Origin of the sequence: Planktothrix paucivesiculata PCC 9631, from assembly GCF_900009265.2 — a bacterium.
Lineage (GTDB): Bacteria > Cyanobacteriota > Cyanobacteriia > Cyanobacteriales > Microcoleaceae > Planktothrix > Planktothrix paucivesiculata.
This window is the reverse complement of the sequence record NZ_LR735014.1, coordinates 100,502-124,618: the sequence shown is the minus strand read 5'-3', so window position 1 is coordinate 124,618 and position 24,117 is coordinate 100,502. Positions and strand designations below refer to the sequence as shown.

At 38.5% G+C, this 24,117-nt stretch carries 21 protein-coding genes; 14 read left to right on the top strand and 7 right to left on the bottom strand.

Annotation, left to right across the window (positions count from 1 at the left end; translation table 11 throughout):
• Nucleotides 1-125: 125 nt before the first annotated feature.
• Nucleotides 126-1,307 carry an RtcB family protein gene (locus PL9631_RS11660; protein WP_083620495.1) on the top strand — a complete coding sequence of 394 codons (1,182 nt, stop codon included), beginning with the start codon at nucleotides 126-128 and terminating at the stop codon, nucleotides 1,305-1,307.
• Between the two features lie 61 nt (nucleotides 1,308-1,368).
• Here PL9631_RS11660 and PL9631_RS11655 read toward each other — a convergent pair whose 3' ends face one another.
• Nucleotides 1,369-2,199 carry a DUF3598 family protein gene (locus tag PL9631_RS11655; protein ID WP_083620492.1) on the bottom strand — a complete coding sequence of 277 codons (831 nt, stop codon included), beginning with the start codon at nucleotides 2,197-2,199 and terminating at the stop codon, nucleotides 1,369-1,371.
• A 30-nt stretch (nucleotides 2,200-2,229) separates the two neighbouring features.
• Between PL9631_RS11655 and PL9631_RS11650 the strand changes: the two genes are divergently transcribed.
• From PL9631_RS11650 to PL9631_RS11625, 6 genes are all read left to right on the top strand, one after another.
• Nucleotides 2,230-3,183: an SAM hydrolase/SAM-dependent halogenase family protein gene (locus PL9631_RS11650; protein ID WP_083620491.1), complete on the top strand. Its 954-nt coding sequence runs from the start codon at nucleotides 2,230-2,232 to the stop codon at nucleotides 3,181-3,183.
• A 102-nt stretch (nucleotides 3,184-3,285) separates the two neighbouring features.
• Nucleotides 3,286-3,591, top strand: a complete 306-nt coding sequence (locus PL9631_RS11645) for a YkvA family protein (RefSeq protein ID WP_083620489.1) — start codon at nucleotides 3,286-3,288, stop codon at nucleotides 3,589-3,591.
• Between the two features lie 465 nt (nucleotides 3,592-4,056).
• Nucleotides 4,057-7,707 carry an ATP-binding protein gene (locus PL9631_RS11640; protein WP_083620486.1) on the top strand — a complete coding sequence of 1,217 codons (3,651 nt, stop codon included), beginning with the start codon at nucleotides 4,057-4,059 and terminating at the stop codon, nucleotides 7,705-7,707.
• Nucleotides 7,708-7,727: 20 nt separating this feature from the next.
• Nucleotides 7,728-10,043 carry a GAF domain-containing protein gene (locus PL9631_RS11635; protein ID WP_083620484.1) on the top strand — a complete coding sequence of 772 codons (2,316 nt, stop codon included), beginning with the start codon at nucleotides 7,728-7,730 and terminating at the stop codon, nucleotides 10,041-10,043.
• Nucleotides 10,044-10,334: 291 nt separating this feature from the next.
• Nucleotides 10,335-11,156 carry a histidine kinase gene (locus PL9631_RS11630; protein ID WP_083620482.1) on the top strand — a complete coding sequence of 274 codons (822 nt, stop codon included), beginning with the start codon at nucleotides 10,335-10,337 and terminating at the stop codon, nucleotides 11,154-11,156.
• 28 nt (nucleotides 11,157-11,184) lie between these two features.
• Nucleotides 11,185-11,568, top strand: coding sequence for a phage holin family protein (locus PL9631_RS11625; protein WP_083620479.1), 384 nt, complete (start codon nucleotides 11,185-11,187; stop codon nucleotides 11,566-11,568).
• Nucleotides 11,569-11,734: 166 nt separating this feature from the next.
• Here the strand turns inward: PL9631_RS11625 and PL9631_RS11620 are convergent, their stop codons facing one another.
• The 3 genes from PL9631_RS11620 to PL9631_RS11610 form a co-directional block, all read right to left on the bottom strand.
• A complete protein-coding gene (locus PL9631_RS11620) occupies nucleotides 11,735-12,148 on the bottom strand; it encodes an acyl-CoA thioesterase (RefSeq protein WP_083620477.1) in 414 nt (137 codons plus the stop codon).
• A gap of 131 nt (nucleotides 12,149-12,279) precedes the next feature.
• Nucleotides 12,280-12,693, bottom strand: coding sequence for a tellurite resistance TerB family protein (locus PL9631_RS11615; protein ID WP_083620474.1), 414 nt, complete (start codon nucleotides 12,691-12,693; stop codon nucleotides 12,280-12,282).
• A gap of 82 nt (nucleotides 12,694-12,775) precedes the next feature.
• Nucleotides 12,776-14,095, bottom strand: a complete 1,320-nt coding sequence (locus PL9631_RS11610) for an ATP-binding protein (RefSeq protein ID WP_083620471.1) — start codon at nucleotides 14,093-14,095, stop codon at nucleotides 12,776-12,778.
• Between the two features lie 193 nt (nucleotides 14,096-14,288).
• Between PL9631_RS11610 and PL9631_RS11605 the strand changes: the two genes are divergently transcribed.
• From PL9631_RS11605 to PL9631_RS11585, 5 genes are all read left to right on the top strand, one after another.
• The gene (locus tag PL9631_RS11605; protein WP_331281262.1) at nucleotides 14,289-14,612 is read left to right on the top strand and encodes a TMEM14 family protein; all 324 of its coding nucleotides are present in this window, start codon (nucleotides 14,289-14,291) and stop codon (nucleotides 14,610-14,612) included.
• 233 nt (nucleotides 14,613-14,845) lie between these two features.
• Nucleotides 14,846-15,034, top strand: coding sequence for a hypothetical protein (locus PL9631_RS11600; protein WP_083620466.1), 189 nt, complete (start codon nucleotides 14,846-14,848; stop codon nucleotides 15,032-15,034).
• A 17-nt stretch (nucleotides 15,035-15,051) separates the two neighbouring features.
• Nucleotides 15,052-15,861: a 2-succinyl-6-hydroxy-2,4-cyclohexadiene-1-carboxylate synthase gene (gene menH / locus PL9631_RS11595; protein ID WP_083620464.1), complete on the top strand. Its 810-nt coding sequence runs from the start codon at nucleotides 15,052-15,054 to the stop codon at nucleotides 15,859-15,861.
• Nucleotides 15,858-16,805, top strand: coding sequence for an o-succinylbenzoate synthase (locus PL9631_RS11590; RefSeq protein WP_083620462.1), 948 nt, complete (start codon nucleotides 15,858-15,860; stop codon nucleotides 16,803-16,805). The genes menH and PL9631_RS11590 overlap by 4 nt, the downstream gene beginning before the upstream one ends.
• Before the next feature lie 332 nt (nucleotides 16,806-17,137).
• On the top strand, nucleotides 17,138-18,520 hold the full coding sequence (locus tag PL9631_RS11585) for a 2-succinylbenzoate--CoA ligase (RefSeq protein ID WP_083620460.1): 1,383 nt from the start codon (nucleotides 17,138-17,140) through the stop codon (nucleotides 18,518-18,520).
• A gap of 12 nt (nucleotides 18,521-18,532) precedes the next feature.
• Here the strand turns inward: PL9631_RS11585 and PL9631_RS11580 are convergent, their stop codons facing one another.
• Together PL9631_RS11580 and menA are read right to left on the bottom strand one after the other, a co-directional pair.
• Nucleotides 18,533-18,934 carry a DoxX family protein gene (locus PL9631_RS11580; protein ID WP_156090527.1) on the bottom strand — a complete coding sequence of 134 codons (402 nt, stop codon included), beginning with the start codon at nucleotides 18,932-18,934 and terminating at the stop codon, nucleotides 18,533-18,535.
• Between the two features lie 67 nt (nucleotides 18,935-19,001).
• A complete protein-coding gene (gene menA, locus PL9631_RS11575) occupies nucleotides 19,002-19,901 on the bottom strand; it encodes a 2-carboxy-1,4-naphthoquinone phytyltransferase (RefSeq protein ID WP_083620454.1) in 900 nt (299 codons plus the stop codon).
• A 355-nt stretch (nucleotides 19,902-20,256) separates the two neighbouring features.
• Here menA and PL9631_RS11570 point away from each other — a divergent pair, with 355 nt between their 5' ends.
• Together PL9631_RS11570 and thiL are read left to right on the top strand one after the other, a co-directional pair.
• On the top strand, nucleotides 20,257-21,738 hold the full coding sequence (locus PL9631_RS11570; protein WP_083620452.1) for an isochorismate synthase: 1,482 nt from the start codon (nucleotides 20,257-20,259) through the stop codon (nucleotides 21,736-21,738).
• Between the two features lie 154 nt (nucleotides 21,739-21,892).
• Complete coding sequence (gene thiL / locus PL9631_RS11565; protein ID WP_083620449.1) at nucleotides 21,893-22,891, top strand: thiamine-phosphate kinase; 999 nt, start codon at nucleotides 21,893-21,895, stop codon at nucleotides 22,889-22,891.
• 57 nt (nucleotides 22,892-22,948) lie between these two features.
• Here the strand turns inward: thiL and PL9631_RS11560 are convergent, their stop codons facing one another.
• Nucleotides 22,949-23,968, bottom strand: coding sequence for a type I glyceraldehyde-3-phosphate dehydrogenase (locus PL9631_RS11560; protein WP_083620447.1), 1,020 nt, complete (start codon nucleotides 23,966-23,968; stop codon nucleotides 22,949-22,951).
• Nucleotides 23,969-24,117 lie beyond the last annotated feature (149 nt).

The following is a 24,117-nucleotide window of genomic DNA, read 5'->3' as shown; positions in this document are numbered from 1 at the left end:
CAGCAGGGATGGCAGATGAGCAAATTAAGTCAACCCGGGAATAAATTCGCGTAACTCTTGACACAATACTACAAATGTAGTATAACTGGATATTAATTGAAATTAAGATACCCCATAAAATTTCTATGCCTTACGAAACGTTAAATCTTTCTACCCCTAAACCCGTCCTATCTTGGGCGAATCATGATTTAGGTTCAGCAGAAACCCAAATGGCAAAAAACGTTGCTTCTTTGCCGTTTGTGTTTAAGCACGTTGCTTTAATGCCCGATGTTCATTTAGGAAAAGGGGCATTAGTCGGTTCCGTAATTGCGACAAAAGAAGCCATTATTCCGGCGGCGGTCGGGGTTGATATTGGTTGCGGAATGTGTGCGATCAAATTACCTTTTACTGCGGAACAAGTGGAGGGGAAACTCAAAAAAATTCGCCAGGAAATTGAAGCCGCAATTCCAGTGGGATTTGATCAAAATAAACATATTGAAAAAGCCGTCACCAACTGGCAAGGATGGCAAGAGTTTAAAGACCTGCATTCTAAGGTTCAAAACTTAGAATCAAAAGCGATTAAACAAATGGGATCTTTAGGCGGAGGGAATCATTTTATCGAACTTTGTTTAGATGAAGAAAACAATGTTTGGTTAATGTTGCATTCCGGTTCTCGACATATTGGTAATATGTTAGCCCAGAATCATATTGACACCGCAAAAAACCTAGCAAAATTAGCAGAACTTAAACTTCCCGATCCTGATTTAGCCTATTTTGTATCAGGAACTCCTGAATTTGCAGCCTATTGGAATGATTTACAATGGGCGCAACATTACGCTCGATTTAATCGAGATATTATGATGGCACGGTTTAAACGAATTGTAGAAACAGCCGTGGCGGGAGGGAAACCAACTAAAGCCTTATTAGAGGTTAATTGTCATCATAATTATTCTGAAAAAGAAGTACATTTTGGCGAGGAAGTTTATGTAACTCGTAAAGGTGCTGTGCGCGCAGCAGAACAAGATTATGGGATTATTCCGGGTTCCATGGGGGCAAAATCTTTTATTGTGAAAGGCAAGGGAAATCATGAGAGTTACTGTAGCTGCTCGCATGGGGCGGGGCGCTTAATGTCTCGAACTAAAGCAAAAAAAACCTTTACTTTAGATGATTTAGTTCAACAAACCCAAGGGGTTGAATGTCGGAAAGATACAGGAATTATTGATGAAATTCCGGGCGCTTATAAATCCATTGATGAAGTCATGAAACAACAATCTGATTTAGTTGAAGTTGTGGCGACTTTGAAACAAATTCTATGTGTCAAAGGGTAAAAATTTCGTAGGGGCGAGTTCTCCTCGCCCTGTAATGTTAGATTAACTAGAAACGAGCATCCTAGGTTTTTTTATATTCCGTAACCCAGGTTAAACTTGCCCATTCTCCCTGTTGATTATATTGACGAATTAAACGCTGTCTGAGGTTGGGTTTAATTAACCAACCAGCTTCAAAAAATAGGGGTTTTCTTAATTCTACTTTTTGGGGAATAGTTACCGATGCGCCGCCGGGTAATAATATTACTTTAACAGGTTGTTTGCCCTGATAAAAGTGAAGAATTGATCCGGCAATTCTGGCTTTTGAAGATAGTTTAATTTCAGGAGATCCAAAACTTAAATTTTGTACCAGGTAGTCATTTTCTAAATATAAACGCATTTTAGTAGAGTAAAGATCGGGAGAACGTAAATCAGGATAAAGGGTAATTGCTTCTCCTTGCCATTCTCCTAATAATGCTTCCAGGGTTAGGGGTGGAGATTCAACAGCATCAGTATTTTGACGTTTTTCTCGAATTAACGTTAGACTTTCTAAATCCCCATCGGTGTTAAAAAGTTCGACTAAACGTAACCGTCGGTTTTCATGAATAAATCCGAATTCTGCACCGGATTTTGAAACGGGGGAGAGTTGAATTGTGCCTTGGGAAAATGCCCCATTCTCAAAAAATAAAATATCTCGTCCTAAAGTTTGATATTCTCGGACTAATTCTTGAACTGCGGGGTCGGAATTGGGATAAAATCTTTTTAGGGTCAGTTGTACTTTTTGATTGTCATTCAAACTTTCTAGGGTGAGATGACTAGAAATATCGTTGATTATTTCTCCTTGGGGTGATAGTTGAGTAAAAGATCCTTGCCATTCTCCCAAATTTTTGAGAAAGTTTTGCCATTGACTGTTCATTTTAATTTCAATTAATTAATAAGATTGATCATGACACAAGATCATAAAATCATAACACTTTTGACAGATTTTGGATTAAAGGATAGTTATGTTGGTGTAATGAAAGGGGTAATTCATCAAATTAATCCCCAAATTAATATTATTGATTTAACCCATGAAATCCCACGCCAAAATATTGCGGCGGGGCGATTTAATTTGCTGAATGCTTATCCCTATTTTGCCGAAAAAACCGTTCATATTGCGGTAGTTGATCCGGCAGTGGGAACCCAAAGACGAGCGATCGCAATTCAATTAAATAATAGTTATTTAGTCGGGCCGGATAATGGATTATTAACAGGAATATTAGAACCTTTTTTGACTTGTGAAGTGGAGGTGATAAATCGTAACAACGTAATTGCAGTTGAATTAAATTATCCTGAATATTGGCGCACTACCAAACCTAGTACAACCTTTCATGGTCGAGATATTTTTGCCTCAGTTGGTGCCCATTTAGCCTCGGGTGTTCCCTTAGAAAAAGTGGGAACTATAATTGATCCCAAAACTTTAGTTAGGTTATCTTTACCGCCCTATCAAGTCAATGGTTCAAAAATCCAAGGATGTATTCAATATATTGATCATTTTGGCAATTTAGTCACAAATATTCCAGGGGAAGCGGTAGGGGATAAAAATTGGTATGTGGAAATTCGTCAAGAAAAAAACAAAAAAAGCCAAAAGCAGAAAAGCAAAAAATTGAGTAAAAAGCAGCAAAAGAAATTCAAACAAATCTTTAATTCTCCCTTGCAAATGCTTTCAGGTTCATCTTACCTGATTGGTGCGGGTCAAACCTATGGCGATGTCCCCGGGGGTCACTTGGTCGCCTTGGTGGGCTCCCATGGGTGGGTGGAAATCGCATTGAATGGGGGAAATGCTCAAAAAAAATTAAAAGTGGATTGGGGGACAAAGATACAAGCTATACTAGGGGACACCAGAGGATTACGGAACTAGCAGGGGTGAAACATCCCTACAACCCTACAGGGTTTTCTACACTTATCGATCGCCGTGAGATTTGGCATATTGGATACAAGTAGACAATATGGAAACCGTGAAATGAAAAATCTGATTCAATCTTTTTATAATTGGTATCGTGTAACGCTGCGGAATACAAAATATCGCTGGGTTGTAATTTTAGGAAGTTTAATTTACTTAGTGAGTCCCCTAGATATTGCCCCGGACTTTTTGCCGATTATCGGATGGTTAGATGATGGGATTATTGCTACAATTTTAGTAACCGAGGTATCTCAATTACTAATTGAAGGGTTAAACCGTCGCAAACAAACCCAGAAGGCAACAGAAGTTAATCAAGTTGATTCTATGGGTACTGATCCAACCGTTGTGGATGTTTCCGCGAGCTAGATAGAATGGCAATCGCTTCTGAGACTATTTCCTAATTCTAATATAAATCAAAAATGCAGTAGAGACAGATAATCGATTATCTCTACTGCATTTTTTATGAGTTTTTGATCTTTCTAAAGTTGAGATTTAAAAAACAAGTCTATCTTTAGGTAGATGCTAAGTCTAACATAATATCTGATAAATTGCATCTAATAACTGATAATTTTTACATGGCTTTATCAATGTTAAAGATCAACAAACGGTAGCAGAATTAACGGATTAAACTCCCTCTTGCTTGAATTGATTCCTAGTCCAACTGGCTTTAAAATTGGGTGTGTCTTTCCACAGTCTTAATCGGGGGTCAAATAACCAAACTGAACCTTGCACATTAGGATAAAATTGGATTAGGCAATGATGACATCAAATCATTCAAGATTTTTTTAGCCAAGATTTTTCTGAATCACCGAGCAAAATGGGGCCGAACCTGTGAACACTAACCTCTCGAATGCTCAAACCTACGAAGCCGAAAAGCAAAGGTCAGAAGTCCTAGCGGAACTCAACCAAGCAAAAACGGCGTTTTTAAGTAATATTAGTCGTGAATTTCGCACGCCATTGACCTTAATTCTGGGTTCAGTTGAAGAAATTCTTTTGAGTGCGGACGGTCTGAAGCTCTGTGAACGAGAACAGTTAAAAGTCGCCAAACGTAATAGTTTACGATTACTCAAATTGGTTAATACTCTCCTAGATTTTTCTAGTATTGAAGCCGAACGGATTCAAGCAGTTTATGAACGGACGGATTTAGCTACCTTGACATTGGAATTGGCGAGTATGTTTAGCTCCACCATCGAACGGGCGGGAATACAGTTGATTATAGACTGTCCCCCCCTACCCGAACCGATTTATGTTGTCCGGGAAATGTGGGAAAAAATAGTGATGAATCTTTTGTCTAATGCCTTTAAATTTACGTTTAAAGGTCAAATTATCTTCTCCCTGCGCTCGGTTAGCCAGGGTGTTGAATTGCAAGTACAGGATACCGGAATTGGGATTCGAGCCAAAGAAATCCCCCGTCTATTTGAACGGTTTTATCGCGCTCGGGAAGTGCGGGGGAGAAACTACGAAGGCTCATCGGGAATGGGTTTATCCTTGGTTAAGGAATTAATCCAGTTACACGGGGGCAGTATTGATGTCACCAGTGTCCCCGGAGAGGGCAGTTGTTTCAAAGTTTTTATTCCCTCTGGCTATAGTCATCTCCCGGCGGAACAAGTCGATCTAAACCCCCAAAATCCCCTGGTCATTACTCCTGTGACCTCCTCCAAGATGACGGCGACCTATTTAGATGAAGTCAAAAGTTGGTCTGCGGAAACAGATGGTGGGGTTGAAGTGCAACAGATGCCGCCGCCCCCATCCGCCCTTCCCCAGATCTTGGTGGTGGATGATAATGCCGATCTGTGCAATTATGTTCAGCGTTTACTGAGTCAAAAATATCAGGTAAAAGCGTTAAATACCGGATTAGCTGCCTTAGATTGGATTCGGGAACACAAACCAGATTTACTGATTACCGATGTAATCATGCCGGAATTGAATGGCTTGGAACTTCTGCAAATTCTGCGCCATGATCCTAGCACTGAACAGATTCCGATTATTCTGCTTTCGGCCCGGGCGGGAGAAAATGCCCTGATTGAAGGCCTAGAAGCTAAGGCCGACGACTATCTGATTAAACCTTTTTCGGCTCGGGAACTCCTAGCCCGCGTCCGGTCGATTTTGGAAATGACCCAACTCCGTCAAGAAGCCACAATTCGAGAACAAGAATTAATTAATACCAAAGCCCAGGTAATTGATATTCTCGAAAACATTACCGATGGCTTTTTATCCTTAGATCATCAGTGGCAATTAACCTATGTGAATGGAGCTTCAGAACGGCTCTTTGGTAAAACCCGAGAACAATTATTAGGGCGTAATTTTTGGAAGACTTATGCTCATTTATTGGGTTTAAATTGTCAGGAAAAACTGTCTCAGGTGATCCAAACTCAGGTCGCGGATCATTTTGAAACCTGTTTGGTTGAAGACAACCTCTGGTATGAAGTTCATGTTTACCCCTACGAAAAGGGTTTAGCCATTTATTGGCGAGATATTACTACACGCAAACAGGCAGAAGTGACTTTGCTCAAAAGTGAAGAACGATTACGGGTGGCCCTGAAAAGTGCGCCAATTACTCTATTTAATCAGGATCAAACCCTCCGCTACACCTGGGTTCACAATCCCACCCTCAAACGCTCCGACCAGGAGATTATCGGTTATACGGATTTTGAGTTGTTCCCCGAGGAGGAAGCGACTCGACTAACTCAACTCAAACGCCGGGTTCTGGAAACAGGGATCGGGACGCGGGAGGAAGTTCTTCTTTTCAACGACGGACAGCAATACTGTTTTGATTTGACCATTGAGCCCCTACACAATCCTGACCAGGACATTATCGGGATCACTTGTGCGGCCGTTGATATTTCTGAATACAAACGGATTGAATTAGCCCTGCGTCAAAGTGAAACCCAGGCTAGGGCTAGGGCCGAGGAGTTGAAAACCTTTATGGAAACCGTTCCGGCCGCGGTCTGGATTGCCCATGACCCCCAGTGCCAGCAGATGACGGCGAACCGGGCTGCCCATGAATTGGTGCAGTTGACCCCGGGAGCAGTGGTGACGGCGACCCCCGAGGATGGCTCCTATCCCTTTGAATTCAAGATTCAACACCAGGGCCAAGACATTCCCCTAGAAGATTTGCCCATGCAGCAGGCGGGACGGACGGGAGAAAATATTGAATCGGAATTTGAGTTTGTCTTTGAAAATGGGGAAGTGCGTTTTATTTATGGTCGGGCGGTTCCTTTACGAGATGAAGCGGGGGAGGTTCGGGGGGTGATTGGGGCGTTTTTGGATGTGAGCGATCGCAAACGAGTCGAACAGGAACGGGAACAACTGCTAATCCGGGAACAGGCTGCCCGGGAGCAAGCCGAAATGACCAACCGGATTAAGGATGAGTTTCTCACGGTTTTATCCCATGAATTGCGATCGCCCTTAAATCCAATTTTGGGTTGGACAAAACTCCTACAAACTCGTAAATTCGATTCCCAAGCCACGGCCCGGGCCTTAGAAACCATCGAGCGGAATGCGAAACTACAAACCCAACTGATTGAGGATTTATTAGATATTTCTCGAATTTTGCGCGGAAAAATGGTCTTACACAACCAACTCGTGGATTTAATCACAACTATCCGATCAGCCCTAGAAACCTTTAAGTTAGCTGCGGAAGCTAAAGGGATTCAAGTTAGGTTTGAAATCGCTCAAAATTCTGGTTTTTCTCCTTTGCCCATCTATGTTTTGGGAGATGCAGCCCGGCTGCAACAGATCATCTGGAATCTATTGTCTAATGGGATTAAATTTACTCCCCCGGGTGGTTTGGTGGAGATTTGCTTAGGGTGTGAAGCCGATCACGCTCGAATTCAAATCAAAGACACCGGAATTGGCATCAATCAGCAGTTTTTACCCTATGTTTTTGACTATTTTCGTCAACAGGATGGGACAAACACCCGCAAATTTGGGGGGTTGGGACTGGGACTAGCCATTGTCCGACACCTGACGGAATTACATGGGGGGACAGTCAGTGCAGACAGTTTAGGAAAAGATTTAGGAGCCACCTTTACCGTGCAATTACCCTTAATTAAATCTGAACTACAACCGCCCTCGGCCCCAAACCCCGCGACCGAGCCCGTTGATTTAAAGGGTTTGCGGGTTTTAGTCATTGATGATCAAGCGGAGATTCTCAATTTAGTCGAATCGAGCCTAACCCAAGCCGGAGCCGAGGTGAAAGTAGCAAGCTCCCCCACCGAGGCCCTCTTGATTGGGGAGTTTTCCCCCGATGTCTTAGTATCTGATCTGGGGATGGCCGATATGGAGGCCTATCTGTGTAGGAATGGGGTTAGAAACAGATCATCGATTCCGGTGATTGGATTAACAGCTAATACGGCAAAAACAAACGGCTCCCTCATCCGGGACACGGGATTTCTACACGCGGGTAAACCTATGGTAGCCGATGAATTGCGGGCTTGGGTTGCTACTTTAACCCATCGAATTCGGAACTCGGTAATTTGATCAAGATCTGTTAGAATCAAATGACAATTTCTAAGTCCCTTTCCCCCAGCAGTAAAGTGTCTGAAAATACTGTCTCCTCTGAGTCTACACAGCAATTAACTTCCTATCAAAAACTCGAAACACCCGAGGATTTGAAACAGACTATTGAGCAGTTATTTTATTTACAAAGTCGTAGTCATCTGTTGATGGCGATTATTGATCCTCAAACCTTAACAGTGCGTTACGGGAATCAGTCGTTTTGTCGGGTTTGTCAACTGCATACAACCCTATTAGACGCAGAAACGGGGTTATCCGTAAATTCACAGAGAAAGCATAAAAATATTGACATTGAAGATCGACTTTTAAACGGATTAAACCTGAAAATTCAAGATATCTTTCAACACTGGGATAATTTAACTTTAGAAGAACTCTATCGTTATCATTTACTCCATAAAATTTTGCAGCAGGATTATGGCATTGATCTGCAATCTTTACAAATCATTGAACAGTCGGCGATCGCAATTTTAAACAACCCTAAAACCTTCAAACAAAAATTTATTAGAATTTGGGTAAATTCCGATTTACTACAAATTAAACGACAAAATCCTAAACAAGATGAATTTGCCACCTTTAAACTCAAATTAATCCCCGTTTCTGAGCGAGAGGCTTGGTTTTCCAATCCTGAAAATTTTAATCAACTTGCCCAAAAGTTAAATTTAGATAACTATCAAATAGAAGGAGTTTTGTTGTTAGAAGGGTTGGAAATTACCCAAGCAGAACAAATGCGCCGCGTCACCTATCAATTAATTAGCCGAGATTTAATTATTCAATCTCAAAAGTGGGAACAAATCGAACAGCAATTACATTCTTTGTTTAGAGTCACCAACTGTTTATTATTACGTCTTCAAGGTCAAGAAGCTAAACTCTCTCTGAGCTTAAATACCAAGATTACCCAACCGATTATTTATTCTTTAGATACGCTGAATGACTCTCCAATCATTGAAGCAGTTCAACAGAATCAAGTGATTAATATTTCTGATCTTCGCCAACAATGTCCTACGGATTTTGAACGCTATTTACGCAAACTTAATTTCCGTTCTTTGTTGTTAATTCCCTTAGTAATTCAATCAGTTAATTTAAAAGGCAGTCAACAAATTTTAGGGGTGGTAGGGTTAACTAGCGATCACCCCAATCATTTTACCCTGACTGATGTTAAAAATGCCCAGGAATTAATTCCCGGTTTTATTACGGCGTTTTGTCATTCCTTACAACAACAATTCACCAAATTACGCAATATTCATCCTTCAGTTGAATGGCGATTTTTACAGGAAGCCGAACGTCGCGGTTGGGGATTTAAACCAGAAACCATTGTCTTTGAAACCGTTTATCCCCTGTATGGAATTTCAGATATTCGGGGCTCATCCGAACAACGCAATTGTGCGATTAAAGAAGATTTATTAGAACAATTTCAATTAGCAATTAATATTGTTGAGGTTTTATGTGAAACTCAAGATTCAGCCTTGGGGGAACAACTTAAACAGGATTTACAGACTTATTTAACTGAACTTGAATCCGAGATCAGTGTTGAAATTGAAATGAGTGCAACGGATTATTTAGAAAAACATTTAGAAATTTATTTTGATTATTTTTCTCAATGTAATCCCCAGGTACAAGAGGCTTTAAAACAATATGAACAAGCCTGTAATAATGAACATGGATGTGTGTATAAAGCCCGCTCTCACTATGATGAAATGTTACATCAAATTACCCATCATTTACAACAAACCTGGACAAAATGGGAAAAGCAAATGCAGATGATTATTCCCCATTATTATGATATGGAAATTAGCGATGGCATGGATTATATTATCTATGCGGGAAAATCTATTGATTCACGGTTTACTTCCTTTCATATTTGCAGTCTCCGCTATGAACAACTGCGGGCAATGTGTGATTGTGCCCGAACTATATTTCAATTAAAATCAGAACATAAAATCACCCTAGATTTAGTCCACTTAGTTTTAGTCCAGCATACCCCGATTGATATTTTTCATGATGAAAATACCGAAAGCATTTTTTCAGTGCGAGGAACCCGCGACATCCGTTATGAAATTGTTAAAAAACGCATTGATAAAGGAATTGATAGGGAAACAAAAACCCGTATTACTCAATCGGGAATGCTAACTATTGTTTATTCAACGGAAGAAGAATGGGAAGAATATGCACAGTATTTACGCTATTTGCATCGGGAAGGGTGGGTAACGGATAAAATCGAATTTGGAGTTGTCGATCCCCTTCCGGGGGTTAGTGGGTTGAATTATGCCCGGGTTGCTGTTACAGAAATGGGGGATGGGTAATTACGAATTACGAATTACGAATTACGAATTATGAATTACGAATTACGAATTACGAATTACGAATTACGAATTATGAATTACGAATTACGAATTACGAATTACGAATTACAAATTACGAATTACGAATTACCCATTACCCATTACCCATTACCCATTACCTATTCCCTATTCCCTATTCCCTATTCCCTATTCCCTATTCCTATATGTAGAGTGTAGAAAACTTTACTCACAGAATCGGAAAAATTTGTTTATCATGGAGGAGAACTTTAGCCTATTATTGAGGATATGGCCATGTCAGAAACAACTGAAAACAAACTTACCTCGGATTTAGAAAAAGCCCAATCTGAAGGTAAATTACGGGCTGAACGAATTCGGGAAATTGTTAAATCTTCCATCTCAGAAGTCGGTTCAGAATTTAAAGGTGGTTCTCAAGAAATCCGGGATTTAGTTAAACAGGTTGTAGGAACCGTTTTAGAAACTGTTAAAGGAAAAGGGGAGGAAGTTCAAGAAAATGTGACCGCTTCTATTGAAGGAGTGATTGACGGTATTAGTCAACGAAAACAGGAGTCGATTGCTAAAACTCAAGCGGAGGTGAAACAACTCCAAGCTCGAATTGATCAGCACGAACAGGAGTTACAAAATAATATTAATTTGGCTTTGAGTGATATTCAAGAAGTTGGAACGAATAAGTCAGATCAGGTTAAAACGGCGGTTGAATCTGCGATTAAAACCATTAAAAATAGCGAAGAATCTACGCTAATGCAGAAACGTTATGCCCAACTCAAAGCTCAATTAGCAATTGTTAATGCTAACTTAGTCGGACGCTATGGACAACGTTATGAGGAGGTTAAGGATTATTTAGAGGAGGCGAAATCTTGGTATGAAAAAGCCAAGGATGAACCAGAAATTTATACTGAAAAAATTGATGAGAAACGCCAAGATTTTGAAGCTAAGTTAGGAGAAGCAGGCACGGCGATCGCTCAAAAAGAAAAACAAATTAAACAACGTTTAAACGATCTGTGGAAATCGATTTCTGAAACCTTTACTAATAATCAGTCCCAACCTGATGAAAAAAAAGAGGATTCATCCAATTTAAACAAAGATACCCTTTAAAACCGCAACACAATCTGAGGCAAAATTTATGATCGCATCATTATTAACGTTGGTAGCAACAGCCCTAAGTTTATTAGTGGTTGATATAGTTGTACCCGGGGTAAATTTATCTACCTTTGTAGCAGCTTTAATCGCGGCGTCGGCTATTGGCGGAGTCAATGCTTTTATTAAACCGATTTTATCAACCTTATCCATTCCCCTAAATATTTTAAGTTTAGGTGGTTTTTCCTTCATTGTTAATGGTTTCTGTTTCTGGTTAGCTTCGGTTTTTATTCCTGGATTTCAAGTACAGGGTTTATTAGCTTTTATTTTAGGCCCTGTGATTTTATCCGCCGTTAATGCTTTCCTCAATGGTTATTTTGTTGAAAAATATCCCCAATTATTTAGTTCTCAGGAGTCCTTAAACCCATAAAAAATTAGTGATTAATAAGTAGAGATGTTGTATACAACGTCTCTACTGCGCGGATTCCTATATATCTTATTCAGGACTTACGCAAAACAACTATATCTAGTAGGGGCGAACGGCCGTTCGCCCCTACAGATGTCGTATAATTGGGTATTCTGCGTAAGTCCTATTATTATGCTTTTTCTAACCAGTGAATAATTGCAGAGGGTAAAGGTTGGCGTTGACGAGTTTTAGGATTAATACAAATATGTTTTGTTATCGCTTCAGCAATTAATTGATTAGAGTTATCTAATCCAATTTCATACTGAATTTTGAAAGAATTTTCATTGATGATTTCAGAATTTAACTCAATTAAAATTTGATCTCCACAGAATAGGGGAAACCGAAAATCAACACTCGCATGAACAATCGGAATAGCAAAATCAGGATTAACAAAAAAACTTTTAAGATTAATTCCAGCCTGATTTAGAGATGCTTCATAGGCTTCATGACATATTGCTAAAATATTAGCAAAATAAACCACCCCCGCAGCATCCGTATCTTGAAAACGAATCGTTCGCTTATAGATATATCCTAAATCAGTCATCAGTTATTAGTCATCTATTACCCATTACCCATTACCCATTACCCATTACCCATTACCCATTACCCATTACCCATTACCCATTACCTAATAATTTCAGGGTGGGTAGGCCCACCGAATCAATTTTAATTCTACTATCCTTTATTTTTGATTAACATCACATCAATAATGTTATTAGCCATCGGTTCAGAAATCTCTAAAACATTAAAGAGCTTATCTAATAGGGCTTCTTCTTCTTCGGTAATAACTCCATCGGCTAAAGTAATATCAGTAACGACAGCAAAGGCAGTTTCTCGCAGTTCCGCAGGCAATTTTTTCACTGCCTCTTTTAATAATATATCCCCTCCTTGTTCCTGTAATTGTTTCAGGAGTTGATCAATCATTCCTCGCATTTTTTCCCCGGAATAATCACTAAAAAGCTGCATTCGAGAGAAGGTTGTGGTAATAGCTTGAGATTCAGTTCCAGTAATATAACCATCGGCGGCTACCGCAATTAATGCGATCGCAGCAAACGCTTCCGCAGAATTAAATTGAATGGCGCTTGACATTGTGAAAACCTCCTAACAGATTTCGCGTTATCGTAGATTTTTCCCACGCTTATGATTACACTATCTGCGTTTTTTTTCCAATTTATTTTCCAAAAACTGCTAATTCCGCTATCAAAAAGTCAACAAATTGCCGCGCAGTTCGTCCCGAACGTCCATTATGACGAGTCGCCCATTGTAAGGCGCGAAACTGCAAATCTTCGGGACTGATATTAATTCCCCCTTGACTGGCTAAATGTCGCACCATATTCAAATAGGTATTCTGATCGGCGGGTTCAAAGGTTAAGGTTAAACCAAAGCGATCGCTAAAGGATAATTTTTCCTGCACCGTATCCCAAACATGAACCTCATCCTGATCTTTCGGGGAAGGTCGATCTTCAAAATATTCTCTAATTAAATGACGGCGGTTAGAAGTAGCATAAACAATCACATTTTGCGGACGGGCGGTTAAATTTCCTTCTAATACAACTTTCAAAGATTTAAAAGCATCGTCATCTTCCTCAAAGGATAAATCATCCACAAAAACAATAAATTTTTGGGGTACTCCTCGCAATTTTTCTATGACTAATGGTAAGTCTTTTAAGTCGGATTTTGCCACTTCAATTAAACGTAAACCGCGATCATTATATTGGTGTAATAATCCTTTTATCAAGGAAGATTTACCCGACCCCCGACTACCATACAATAAAACATTTAAAGCCGGATATCCTGCTAATAATATTTCCGTATTTTTTAATAAAATATCCCGTTGAGTTTCATATCCGATTAACTGGGTCAAATGTACCGGATCTGGGTGATTAATGGGGATTAACTGGCTATTTTGCCAACGAAACGCATCAGCTTGGGCAAATAAACCTATTCCAAATTGATGATAATGATTGGCTAAACTTTCTAGGGCTTCTGACCAATTTTCTAGGGTTTTAAATTGATTCCGTAAGGGCAATTCTTGGATTTTTTCTAAGGGTTCAGCTTGGGGTTGCCAAATAATCGGATTTTCCGATAACTGGGCGACGGTTCTTAACCAATGGCTGATTTTTTCGCCATTATATTGATAGAGACTTTGGAGGATTTTTAAATCTTGTTTTGCCGCTTCAATTAATACCGGAGGTAATTGATCAAAAGTAGTTTGTTGAGCCTGTTGGGTAAAGGGATTATCCGTCCTTAAAATTTGAGTAATTAGATGTTCTTGCCAACTTTGTTGATATTTTGCTTGGACTTGAAACCAAGTTCCATAGGCTTTTAAACAATTTAAAATACTCGATTCACTATGATGAAATGTTTCTAAAAGATATAAAAATGCTTGTCCAATTTCATGATCAAAAATATCCTGATACAGCAATAAAGTTGCAACCTGACGCTGTAAGAACCTAACCTGTGAAATAATGGGGCTATTCAGAGAAGACATAAAGTAGGATTAAGAACTAATTAATAAAAAATTAATGATTAACTCTGCATTATAGCAAAGATTGACGTAATAATTACATAAATTTTTATAACGTCAAATTTTAAATTTTAATACAATTTAGAATAATTGTTAATCCATACATTCATCGAAGTTGTATAAAGGAACTTTGGAGTTGTTTTTTGGGCATAGGTATATGATGGATTTTGGAGCAATTGCGGCGATCACTTACGGTTTATTAGCGTTTGTGGGTGGTATTGTGGGTTATACCAAAGCTAAAAGTAAAATTTCCTTATTTGCAGGTTGTACCACGGGAATGTTATTAATTCTGGGCGGTATTATTCAAGTTCAAGGGGTAAGTTGGGGATTAATATTTTCCATTGTCCTATCGGTTTTTCTGATAATTACTTTCATTTCTCGCTTACTCAAAACCCGTAAATTTATGCCCTCTGGATTGATGATTATTGCCGGATTTATAGCAGTTACAATGATGGGATATCAACTGCAAATGGTGTTATAATCAAAATTGATGAATGTGATGGTGCGTGTGCTACGCTCACACAACCTACTTAATTGTAATTGACGGGGTTATAGAACCGCCACACATTCTGAATAATTTTTGATCACTTAGAACAGATTCGCTAAAAAGTCCAAACTTATTTTATTTCAATTCTGTTTTATTGCACAAAAATTCAGTATAATAGTGAGTAAATCGACTTAAAAGTCGCTATATATCACTTAAACTTAAACACAATGCAATATTATTTTACCGGGTTTATCATTGTTTTTTTTATCGCCTGTTATGGGTACAGTTATTTGATTGTTAAACTAGCTAAACAAAAAGGAGAAGAATTTCTATTGTTTGGAATGTTATTTGGATTATTTGGATTTATGGCGTTTTGTGCCGCTTCTGTTCCGTTTTTACATTGGTTACTAGATTAATAATTTCACCCAATTCCATGCCGTTTTTAAAGCTAAAAAACTATAATTTTTATTATACTATAAACGGCAATATTAATCAACCTATTATTTTATTTCTACATGGATTTCTGGGAAATAGTCAGGATTTTAATACCCGGATTTCTCCACTATTTCCCCAGTTTTGTTGTTTAACCCTTGACCTCCCTGGACATGGACAAACCCAAGTTTTAGGAGAGGATATTTATTATAAAATGCCGGAAACAGCCGCCGCATTAATAGAGGTGTTAAACCATCTAAATATTTCCCAATGTTATTTAATGGGATATTCTATGGGGGGAAGATTAGGATTATATTTAACCTTACATTTTCCCCAATATTTTAAAAAAGTTGTCTTAGAATCCACATCACCAGGACTAAAAACCGAATCAGAAAGGGTACAAAGGTTGATTTCAGATACTCAAAAATCCGAACAACTAGAAACCCTAGAATTTCCCATATTTTTAGAACAATGGTATCATCAACCTCTATTTCATACCTTAAAAAATCATCCTGAATTTGATAAAATTTTTAATCATCGTTTAAATAATAATCCCCTGGGGTTATCAAAATCCCTGCGTTATTTGGGCACGGGAAATCAACCCTCCCTCTGGGAAAAATTACCCACAAATCAAATACCCCTATTGCTATTAGTGGGAGAATTGGATCATAAATTTAAACAGATTAATCAAGAAATTAATCAATTATGTCCCGTTTCCTGGTTGCAAATTATCCCGAATTGTGGTCATAATATTTTAATCGAAAATCCTCAACAGTGGATTAATGTGATCGTTAACTTTTTATCGGAATGAATTATAATTTTCAATTTAAAACCTATCAACGTCCGTTTAAAATTCCTCTGAAAACCGCCCACGGAATTTGGAAAATTCGAGAAGGAATTATTTTAAGTTTAACCGATAAACATGGTAATATAGGACAAGGAGAAATTGCGCCTTTAAGTTGGTTTGGGTCGGAAACCTTAGAAGATGCGCTCGCATTTTGTCAACAACTTCCCCATCTGATTTCAACTGAAATAATTTTTACTATTCCTGACTGTTTACCCGCTTGTCAATTTGGGTTTGAATCTGCATTTATAGAATTAAGTTCTAATAACGCGGTTGATTTATCCCAACTTCAGTATAGTGGATTATTACCGACTGGAGAAATGGTTTTAACCCATTGGAAAACCTTATTTCAGCAAGGATATCAAACCTTTAAATGGAAAATAGGGGTTGATAAAATTACAGAAGAAATCAATATTTTTCAACGGTTAGTTAATATCATTATAGAAACTTTAAGCCATTCTCAAAAAATCCGTCTCAGGTTAGATGCAAATGGCGGTTTAACCCTTGAAGAAGCAGAAAAATGGTTAGAAACCTGTGATTTAATTAATGCAACTCAAGAGTTAATCGAAATTGAATTTTTAGAACAACCTTTATCGATTAATCAATTTGATTTAATGTTAGAATTATGCGATCGCTATTCTACTCCCCTCGCCTTAGATGAATCCGTTGCTAATTTACAACAATTAACCTATTGTTATCAACAAGGATGGTCAGATATTTTTGTGATTAAGCCTGCTATTTTTGGTTCTCCTAAAAAACTCAAGAATTTTTGCCAAAATAATCAGATTGATTCTGTTTTTTCCTCTGTTTTTGAAACTGATATCGGTCAACAATCTGCTTTAAAACTTGCTTCTGAATTATTATTATATAATCGGGCGGTGGGATTTGGTGTTAATCATTGGTTTGTGTAATGAAAATAATATGAATTAACCACAAAGTCACTAAGACACAAAGACAAGAAGAAGGATTATAAGTGACCCAAATTGTCTAAAATGTAAAAAAAATTTGTAGGGGCGGGTTCGTGTCAATCTCAAATTCCCACCCCAAAACTATCTAAACCCGCCCCAAACCCTGACAAGAATTAACAATTAATCGGGTTTTGGGATGGGTTGGGCGGGTTTATTTAGATTGTTTGTTATTATCAAATATTGTTGCTGAACCCGCCCCTACGGGTTAATATGTATTTAATATTCAAAGTCACCCTTTTTAATGGGGATTTAAGGGGATCTCAACCGGGTTAAATATGAATCTAATTGATGAAATTCCAAATAGGTTGACTTCAAACAATACAGACTCTTTAATTGATTGTTCTAACACTCAATTACAAATTATTGATCAATGGATTAACTCAAATAAAAATTATCCTAAAATTTTAATATCAGAATCTGACCCTATTTTATTCTTATCGGCTTTTGTAGCTGCGGTGACAGTAAAATGTCCGTTTTTTTTATGTAATCCTCAATGGGGCGAACAGGAATGGAAACAAGTTAATGAATTAGTTAAACCTAATTTATTAATTTCTCAAGGTAAAATCTTAGATTACCAAAATCCATCTAATCATCATGAAATTTTGGAAAATTTGATTATGATTCCCACCGGAGGAACATCAGGAAAAATCAAGTTTACTGTCCATGATTTGGATAGTTTAACCGCTTCAGTTCAAGGTGTTCAAAAATATTTTCAGACTCCTAATATTAATTGTTTTTGTACTTTACCGCTTTATCATGTTAGTGGATTTATGCAGTGGATGCGATCGCTTTTAACAAACGGACAATTAATCATAACATCTTTTAAAACCGTAGAAGCAGAAGAATGGATTAATTTTAATCCTGCTAATTATTTTATCTCCTTAGTTCCCACTCAACTCCACCGTTTATTACAATATCCCTCCTTAACCCATTGGTTATCGAAATTTCAAATAGTATTATTAGGAGGCGCGCCCCCTTGGTTAGAATTATTAGAACAAAGTCGTTTCTATCAAATTCCCCTAGCTTTAACCTATGGAATGACAGAAACCGCATCCCAAATTGTTAGTTTAAAACCCTCGGATTTTTTAGGCGGTAATAATAGTTGCGGAAATGTTTTACCCCACGCTGAAATTAAAATATATGATCAAAATGGAGAGGAATTAAAAGCCAATCAATCGGGAATAATTAGGATTAAATCCGATTCTTTAATGTTAGGATATTATCAAGATAATTTTGATCCGCAATTGCGGATTAATTGTTTCACACCCGATGATTTAGGTTATTGGGATGAACAGGGATATTTAACCTTAGTAGGTAGACAGAGTAATAAAATTATTACTGGGGGGGAAAATGTATTTCCCGCCGAAGTAGAAGCGGTGATTCTTTCTACAGGTTTAGTAAAAGATATTTGTGTACTGGGAAAACCTGATCAATATTGGGGTGAAATTGTAGTAGCGGTGTACGTTGCTAATTATAAACAGGTTTCAGAAGTTGAATTAGAACAGGCAATTTTAGGAAAATTATCTAAATTTAAACATCCTAAATTATGGATTCCTGTAGAACAATTACCTCGCAATTCTCAGGGAAAAATTAATCAAAAACAGATTAAACAATTAGTCTCCAGCAGTTTGAGCGAGAGCGATCGCACTGCTGTATAATTGGAGATAAATTTATTCGGTAAAATCGGTATTACTCATCGTAATATGTTCATCAACGCTAACTGGCCCAGCCCCAAAATAGGTAATCATCAGTAACCCGCCCATAATCGATAAATTCTTTAAGAAATCAATTTTTTCTGCGGGAACATCCCAAAAATTATGAAAGATTACAGTTGTTGGAATTAAGAATAGTATTAAAAGCCAAGCACCTAAACGAGTTTTATATCCTAATACTAAAGATAATCCGCCTAAAATTTGAAAAACAATTGTTCCTCCTAATAATATTCCAGCAAAGGGTAATCCTTTTTCTGTCATCATGGTTTGAGTAGGGGCAAAATCGAAGATTTTATTAATAGCAGCGTGTATAAAAATTGTTGCTAAAAATGTTCTGCCGATTAAGGGAATAAATTGCATGATTATTTAACCTCTATTTGCTTTTTTTATTCCGGGTGGAATTGACCCACCCTAAAAATAAATTAAATTAATGTAAAATAAAGCCCATTCCTAAAAGTAAACCACTCCAAAACTGAACAGAAATGGCAATAAATTTGGAATTGCTGACTAAGTTTGGTTGATTATGGTATTGACTAACATGGCGACAGAGCTTAATAGCAGAAGGAATCGCCACAAAACTCAGGAGAGTCCAAATCGGGAATATTCCCCTGATGACAAATCCACCCGTCAGCGTAAAAATACTAGCACAAAACCAGGGTAAAAGTTGTGCACCCCGTTCTGTTCCTAAACGAACAATCGGAGACTTTTTCCCGGCGGTAATATCATCATCTACTTGATGAAAATGGGAACAAAACAGAACTAAAGTAATCGGAATTGCCACAATAATTGATGTAGCCAAACAGACCCAAGACCAGTTTTGAGTTTGACTATAATAGGCGGCAGAAACTCCCAAGGGCCCAAAGGCAAAGAAACATAAAAACTCCCCTAAACCTTGATAACCCAAACGAAAGGGTGGCCCCTGATATAAATAACCTAAGCCACAACAGAGGAGAATTAACCCTAAAACCGTTAAATCCTGTTGCCACCAACAAATCATTAATAGACCCAAAATTGCCAGGGCTAAACAGCTATTCCCCAGGGCAAGAATCAAAGATTTATTTTCGGTTAAATTGACTAAAGAATGATGTTTATTTTTGTCAATTCCAGTTTCCGAGTCAAAGACATCATTGAGAATATTTTCCCAGGCTAAAATTAAAATAGCCGCCGCGATAAAGGTGGTAAAAATATTCCAATTGATTGTAGAAGTTTCAAAGACAGCAACAGCAGTTCCCACCCAAATGGGCATAATTGCTACACTGTACATTGGGGGTTTAATCGCCGCTAACCATAATTTATTTTTTGAAGTTGCAATCAGTTCTGTGGTCATATAAAAAGGATTTAAAATCTTGACTGGTTTATTGTCCCATAAGATTATCTGATCAGGCTAGAGAACGTCAAAAAGGTTTAATCTAATATTGACCTGACGAATAGCCGCCAGGAGCAGTGGGGAAAGGGTGGCGCGGGTGTTTGGTGTACCCCACCCTTGGAAACGAGGGGAAGCGACGGAATGGGTCAACAATTATGAACTTTTTTTACAGACTGAGGGCAATATTTTTATAGGGGAGATTATGTATAAGGGGTAAATCGCTCTGAAAGTAGTTAAAATATATTAAAATAACATAAGTTAACGATTTTTCGGTGACAGTTTTCCCTGTTTTAACCTTTTTTTGTTCCTTTTTTATATGTCAGTTTTTCCTTCTGCAACCCCGTTATTGCAAGATCGCCAAGAACTGCATCGTTTTTTGTTAGAGTTTCAAAATTATGGATTAAAGGACTATCAGACTAAAATTCTGAGTATTGCCCATGAAATTCAATGGATTGATCCTTTAGCAATTTTACAGCAATTTTATCATCCTAATTTAATTCATTTTTATTTTGAAAAACCTCAATTTGAGGAGTCCTTTGTGGCGGTTGATACGGCTCTTAAATTCACAACTTCTGGGGAAAATAGGTTTTTTGAAGCGCAAAAATTTATTCAATCTTGTTTAGATAAAACCGTTATTATTGGTTCTAAAAGTAACTATTTACCTAAGCCTTATTTTTGCTGTAGTTTTACTTTTTTTGATCAATATTTGCAGCCTAATTTATCCTTAAATTGCCTAGAAAGTAACGCACTGGAGAAAGAGAAAGTTTATTTCCCTCCTGCTACCATATTTTTACCTAAATGGCAAGTAATTAGAAAAAAAAATCGCTGTATTTTGATCGTTAATATTGTTTTAAAGAAAAACTCTAAAATTGAAAATATTTTGAGTGATGTCTGGTATAAAAGTCAACAAATTAATGCTTTAGAAAAAACCTCGATTCCTTCAGTTTCAGCAGAAACCTCTAGTTTATTATTAACAAAACAAGTAGAAACCGATCCTAAACCCTATTTACAGTTTAAACAGTCTGTGAATTCTGCTTTAGATTTAATTCAATCTAAATCTTTAAAAAAATTAGTTCTTTCTCAACCGATTGATGTGGTAGCTAAAACGCCATTTAATTTAATTCATTCTTTAAATAATTTAAGACTTTTATATCCCGATTGCTATATTTTTTCCACGGGAAATGGCAAGGGTCAACAGTTTATTGGGGCTAGTCCAGAACGGTTAATTAGTCTGAAAAATAATCAATTAGTTACTGATGCTTTGGCGGGTTCAGCCCCTCGCGGAAAAACAGCGATAGAAGATATTAATTTAGGTCAAGAATTACTCAATAGTGAAAAGAATTTGCGAGAACATCAAGTAGTAGTAGATTTTATTATCGAACGGTTATTAAGTTTGGGTTTAACCCCAGATTTAACGGATTTACCTTGTTTAAGACAACTCACCAATATTCAACACCTTTGGACACCGATTAAATGTCAAGTTTCAACCAATATTCATCTATTAGAAATTATATCACAACTCCATCCAACTCCAGCCGTGGCGGGAACTCCTAGAGATATTGCTCAACAACATATCCATCACTATGAAAGTTTTGATCGCTCTCTTTATGCCGCCCCCATTGGTTGGATTGATCATCAAGGAAATGGGGAATTTGTAGTGGGGATTCGTTCGGCTTTATTAGACGGAAATCGTGCTAGACTCTATGCAGGAGCCGGAATTGTTGCAGGTTCAGAACCGGAAAAAGAAGTGGCTGAAATTCAGTTAAAGTTACAGGCTTTATTAAGAGCATTAGTGTAATTACGAATTACGAATTACGAATTACGAATTATGAATGGGTAATAAACTGGTAACTGATGACTAATAACTCATCACTGATAACTCATCACTGATGACTCATCACTGATGACTAACAACTGATAACTGATGACTGATGACTGATAACTGATTTACGATGCTAATTAAAGATATTGGAGAACAGGGTTTACTGGAAATTGTTAAGGGTTTTTGTCCCTCGGAAATTGTGGGGGATGATGCGGCAATTTTGGCGGTTTGTGGGGATGAATCCTTAGTGATTACCACGGATATGTTAGTAGATGAAGTACATTTTAGCGATCGCACTACATCAGCTTTTGATGTGGGTTGGCGTGGCGCTGCGGTTAATTTATCCGACCTGGCGGCTATGGGTGCTTTTCCCATCGGAATTACTGTCGCTTTAGGGATCACGGGCAACAAAACCGTTAACTGGGTTGAACAACTTTATCAAGGATTAACCACCTGTTTAAATCAGTATCAGACGCCGATTGTGGGCGGTGATATTTGTCGGTCGGCGGTAACTTGTATTTCTATTACTGCTTTTGGAAGGGTTAACCCAAAATTAGCAATTCGGCGTTCGGTTGCCCGTCCTGGGGATAAAATTATTGTGACTGGAGATCATGGGGACTCTCGCGCTGGATTAGAATTACTCCTCCATCCCGAATTGGGAGCCCAATTAACTTCTGATCAGCGTTTATCCCTAATTCAAGCCCATCAACGACCCCAACCCCGCTTAGATATTGTCCCGAAATTGCAAAGATTTTTAGACGCCCATCCCGACACAACTATTGCGGGAATGGATAGTAGCGATGGACTGGCCGATGCGATTGTCCAAATTTGTCGAGGAAGTCAAGTTGGGGCCAAAATCCAACGTCCTCAAATTCCGATTTCTCAAGCCTTAAAAACCTTTGTTTCCCCTGAAAAAGCCGTTTATTGGGCCTTGTATGGGGGCGAAGATTTTCAACTGGTATTGTCTGTGACTGCGGATGGAGCGGAAAAGCTGATTCAACAATTAGGAAAAACCGCCACTATCATTGGCGAAATTACTGCTAACCCCGATATTCTATTAATAGATGATGCTGAACCCTCAACCGTTGAAAAACTATCCTTGAGTCAAGGATTTCAGCACTTTCGATGATCAAATCAGGAGTGGGGCGTTTCACAACTCGAAACGCGACCGCTCTCCAAATTCAATCTAATCTTTCCAATTAGTAGCAACCAATTCGGCCAAATCAACCACCCGTTGACTATAACCCCATTCGTTGTCATACCAGGAAACCACTTTCACCATGTCGCCGTCCATCACCATGGTTAAGCTGGCATCCACAATAGAAGAAGCATCGTGTCCTTTGTAGTCAGAAGACACCAAAGGCAGATCGCTATATTCCAGAATCCCTTTCATGGGGCCATCAGCCGCTTCTTTTAGAGCTAAGTTGACTTCTTCGACGAAAGTTTTCTTTTCGACTTGTACCACTAAGTCCACAATGGAGACATTAGGAGTGGGAACCCGGAAAGCAATCCCGTTGAGTTTTCCTTTGAGTTCAGGAATGACTAAAGCAACGGCTTTTGCCGCACCCGTAGAAGTCGGAACAATATTAACCGCAGCGGCTCTCGCCCGACGGACATCCCGGTGGCTGGCATCTAAAAGACGCTGATCTCCGGTGTAGCTGTGGGTTGTGGTCATTGTGCCTTTGACAATGCCGAATTTTTCATGCAGCACTTTGGCAAAGGGAGCTAAACAGTTTGTGGTACAACTGGCATTACTCAGAATCCGGTGTTGATCGTGATTGTAGTCAAGGTGATTCACACCTACCACAAAGGTATCGACGCCTTCTCCCTTTCCAGGAGCGGTAATCAGGACTTTTTTGGCTCCGGCGGTAATATGCTTAGAAGCGCCTTCCTCGGTAATAAATACCCCGGTGGATTCAATAATTAAATCCACACCCCATTCTTTCCAAGGCAGATTTAATGGGTTACGATCGGAAACACACTTAATGGTTTTGCCATTGACCATAATGGAATTCTCATCGGCTTTGATATCAACGCCTTTGAGTGTGCCGAGCATAGAATCGTATTTGAGCAAATGAGCATTGGTACTGGGCTCGGAAGTATCATTGATGCCCACAAACTCTAAATTGCTATTTTCCCGAGTTAACCAGCAGCGTAAAACGTTACGTCCAATCCGTCCAAAACCGTTGATTGCGACCTTAATCACTTACTTTGTTCCTCCTAACAATGGCATTGCCCAAACCAGGCTAAAGTTTGACTAGATAGATGTTTCTATTGACCCCAATCATACCGTAAAGGCTGTCGCAATTTTCCAGACTATTTTTTAGCCCGGGTCGATGATCACAGACATCAGAC

What these genes read in the sequence shown, in the direction of transcription:
- PL9631_RS11660 (WP_083620495.1), top strand. Translation starts at nt 126, where the DNA reads ATGCCTTACGAAACGTTAAATCTTTCTACCCCTAAACCCGTCCTATCT.
- PL9631_RS11655 (WP_083620492.1), bottom strand. Translation starts at nt 2,199, where the DNA reads ATGAACAGTCAATGGCAAAACTTTCTCAAAAATTTGGGAGAATGGCAA.
- PL9631_RS11650 (WP_083620491.1), top strand. Translation starts at nt 2,230, where the DNA reads ATGACACAAGATCATAAAATCATAACACTTTTGACAGATTTTGGATTA.
- PL9631_RS11645 (WP_083620489.1), top strand. Translation starts at nt 3,286, where the DNA reads ATGAAAAATCTGATTCAATCTTTTTATAATTGGTATCGTGTAACGCTG.
- PL9631_RS11635 (WP_083620484.1), top strand. Translation starts at nt 7,728, where the DNA reads ATGACAATTTCTAAGTCCCTTTCCCCCAGCAGTAAAGTGTCTGAAAAT.
- PL9631_RS11630 (WP_083620482.1), top strand. Translation starts at nt 10,335, where the DNA reads ATGTCAGAAACAACTGAAAACAAACTTACCTCGGATTTAGAAAAAGCC.
- PL9631_RS11625 (WP_083620479.1), top strand. Translation starts at nt 11,185, where the DNA reads ATGATCGCATCATTATTAACGTTGGTAGCAACAGCCCTAAGTTTATTA.
- PL9631_RS11620 (WP_083620477.1), bottom strand. Translation starts at nt 12,148, where the DNA reads ATGACTGATTTAGGATATATCTATAAGCGAACGATTCGTTTTCAAGAT.
- PL9631_RS11615 (WP_083620474.1), bottom strand. Translation starts at nt 12,693, where the DNA reads ATGTCAAGCGCCATTCAATTTAATTCTGCGGAAGCGTTTGCTGCGATC.
- PL9631_RS11610 (WP_083620471.1), bottom strand. Translation starts at nt 14,095, where the DNA reads ATGTCTTCTCTGAATAGCCCCATTATTTCACAGGTTAGGTTCTTACAG.
- PL9631_RS11605 (WP_331281262.1), top strand. Translation starts at nt 14,289, where the DNA reads ATGATGGATTTTGGAGCAATTGCGGCGATCACTTACGGTTTATTAGCG.
- PL9631_RS11600 (WP_083620466.1), top strand. Translation starts at nt 14,846, where the DNA reads ATGCAATATTATTTTACCGGGTTTATCATTGTTTTTTTTATCGCCTGT.
- menH (WP_083620464.1), top strand. Translation starts at nt 15,052, where the DNA reads ATGCCGTTTTTAAAGCTAAAAAACTATAATTTTTATTATACTATAAAC.
- PL9631_RS11590 (WP_083620462.1), top strand. Translation starts at nt 15,858, where the DNA reads ATGAATTATAATTTTCAATTTAAAACCTATCAACGTCCGTTTAAAATT.
- PL9631_RS11585 (WP_083620460.1), top strand. Translation starts at nt 17,138, where the DNA reads ATGAATCTAATTGATGAAATTCCAAATAGGTTGACTTCAAACAATACA.
- PL9631_RS11580 (WP_156090527.1), bottom strand. Translation starts at nt 18,934, where the DNA reads ATGCAATTTATTCCCTTAATCGGCAGAACATTTTTAGCAACAATTTTT.
- menA (WP_083620454.1), bottom strand. Translation starts at nt 19,901, where the DNA reads ATGACCACAGAACTGATTGCAACTTCAAAAAATAAATTATGGTTAGCG.
- PL9631_RS11570 (WP_083620452.1), top strand. Translation starts at nt 20,257, where the DNA reads ATGTCAGTTTTTCCTTCTGCAACCCCGTTATTGCAAGATCGCCAAGAA.
- thiL (WP_083620449.1), top strand. Translation starts at nt 21,893, where the DNA reads ATGCTAATTAAAGATATTGGAGAACAGGGTTTACTGGAAATTGTTAAG.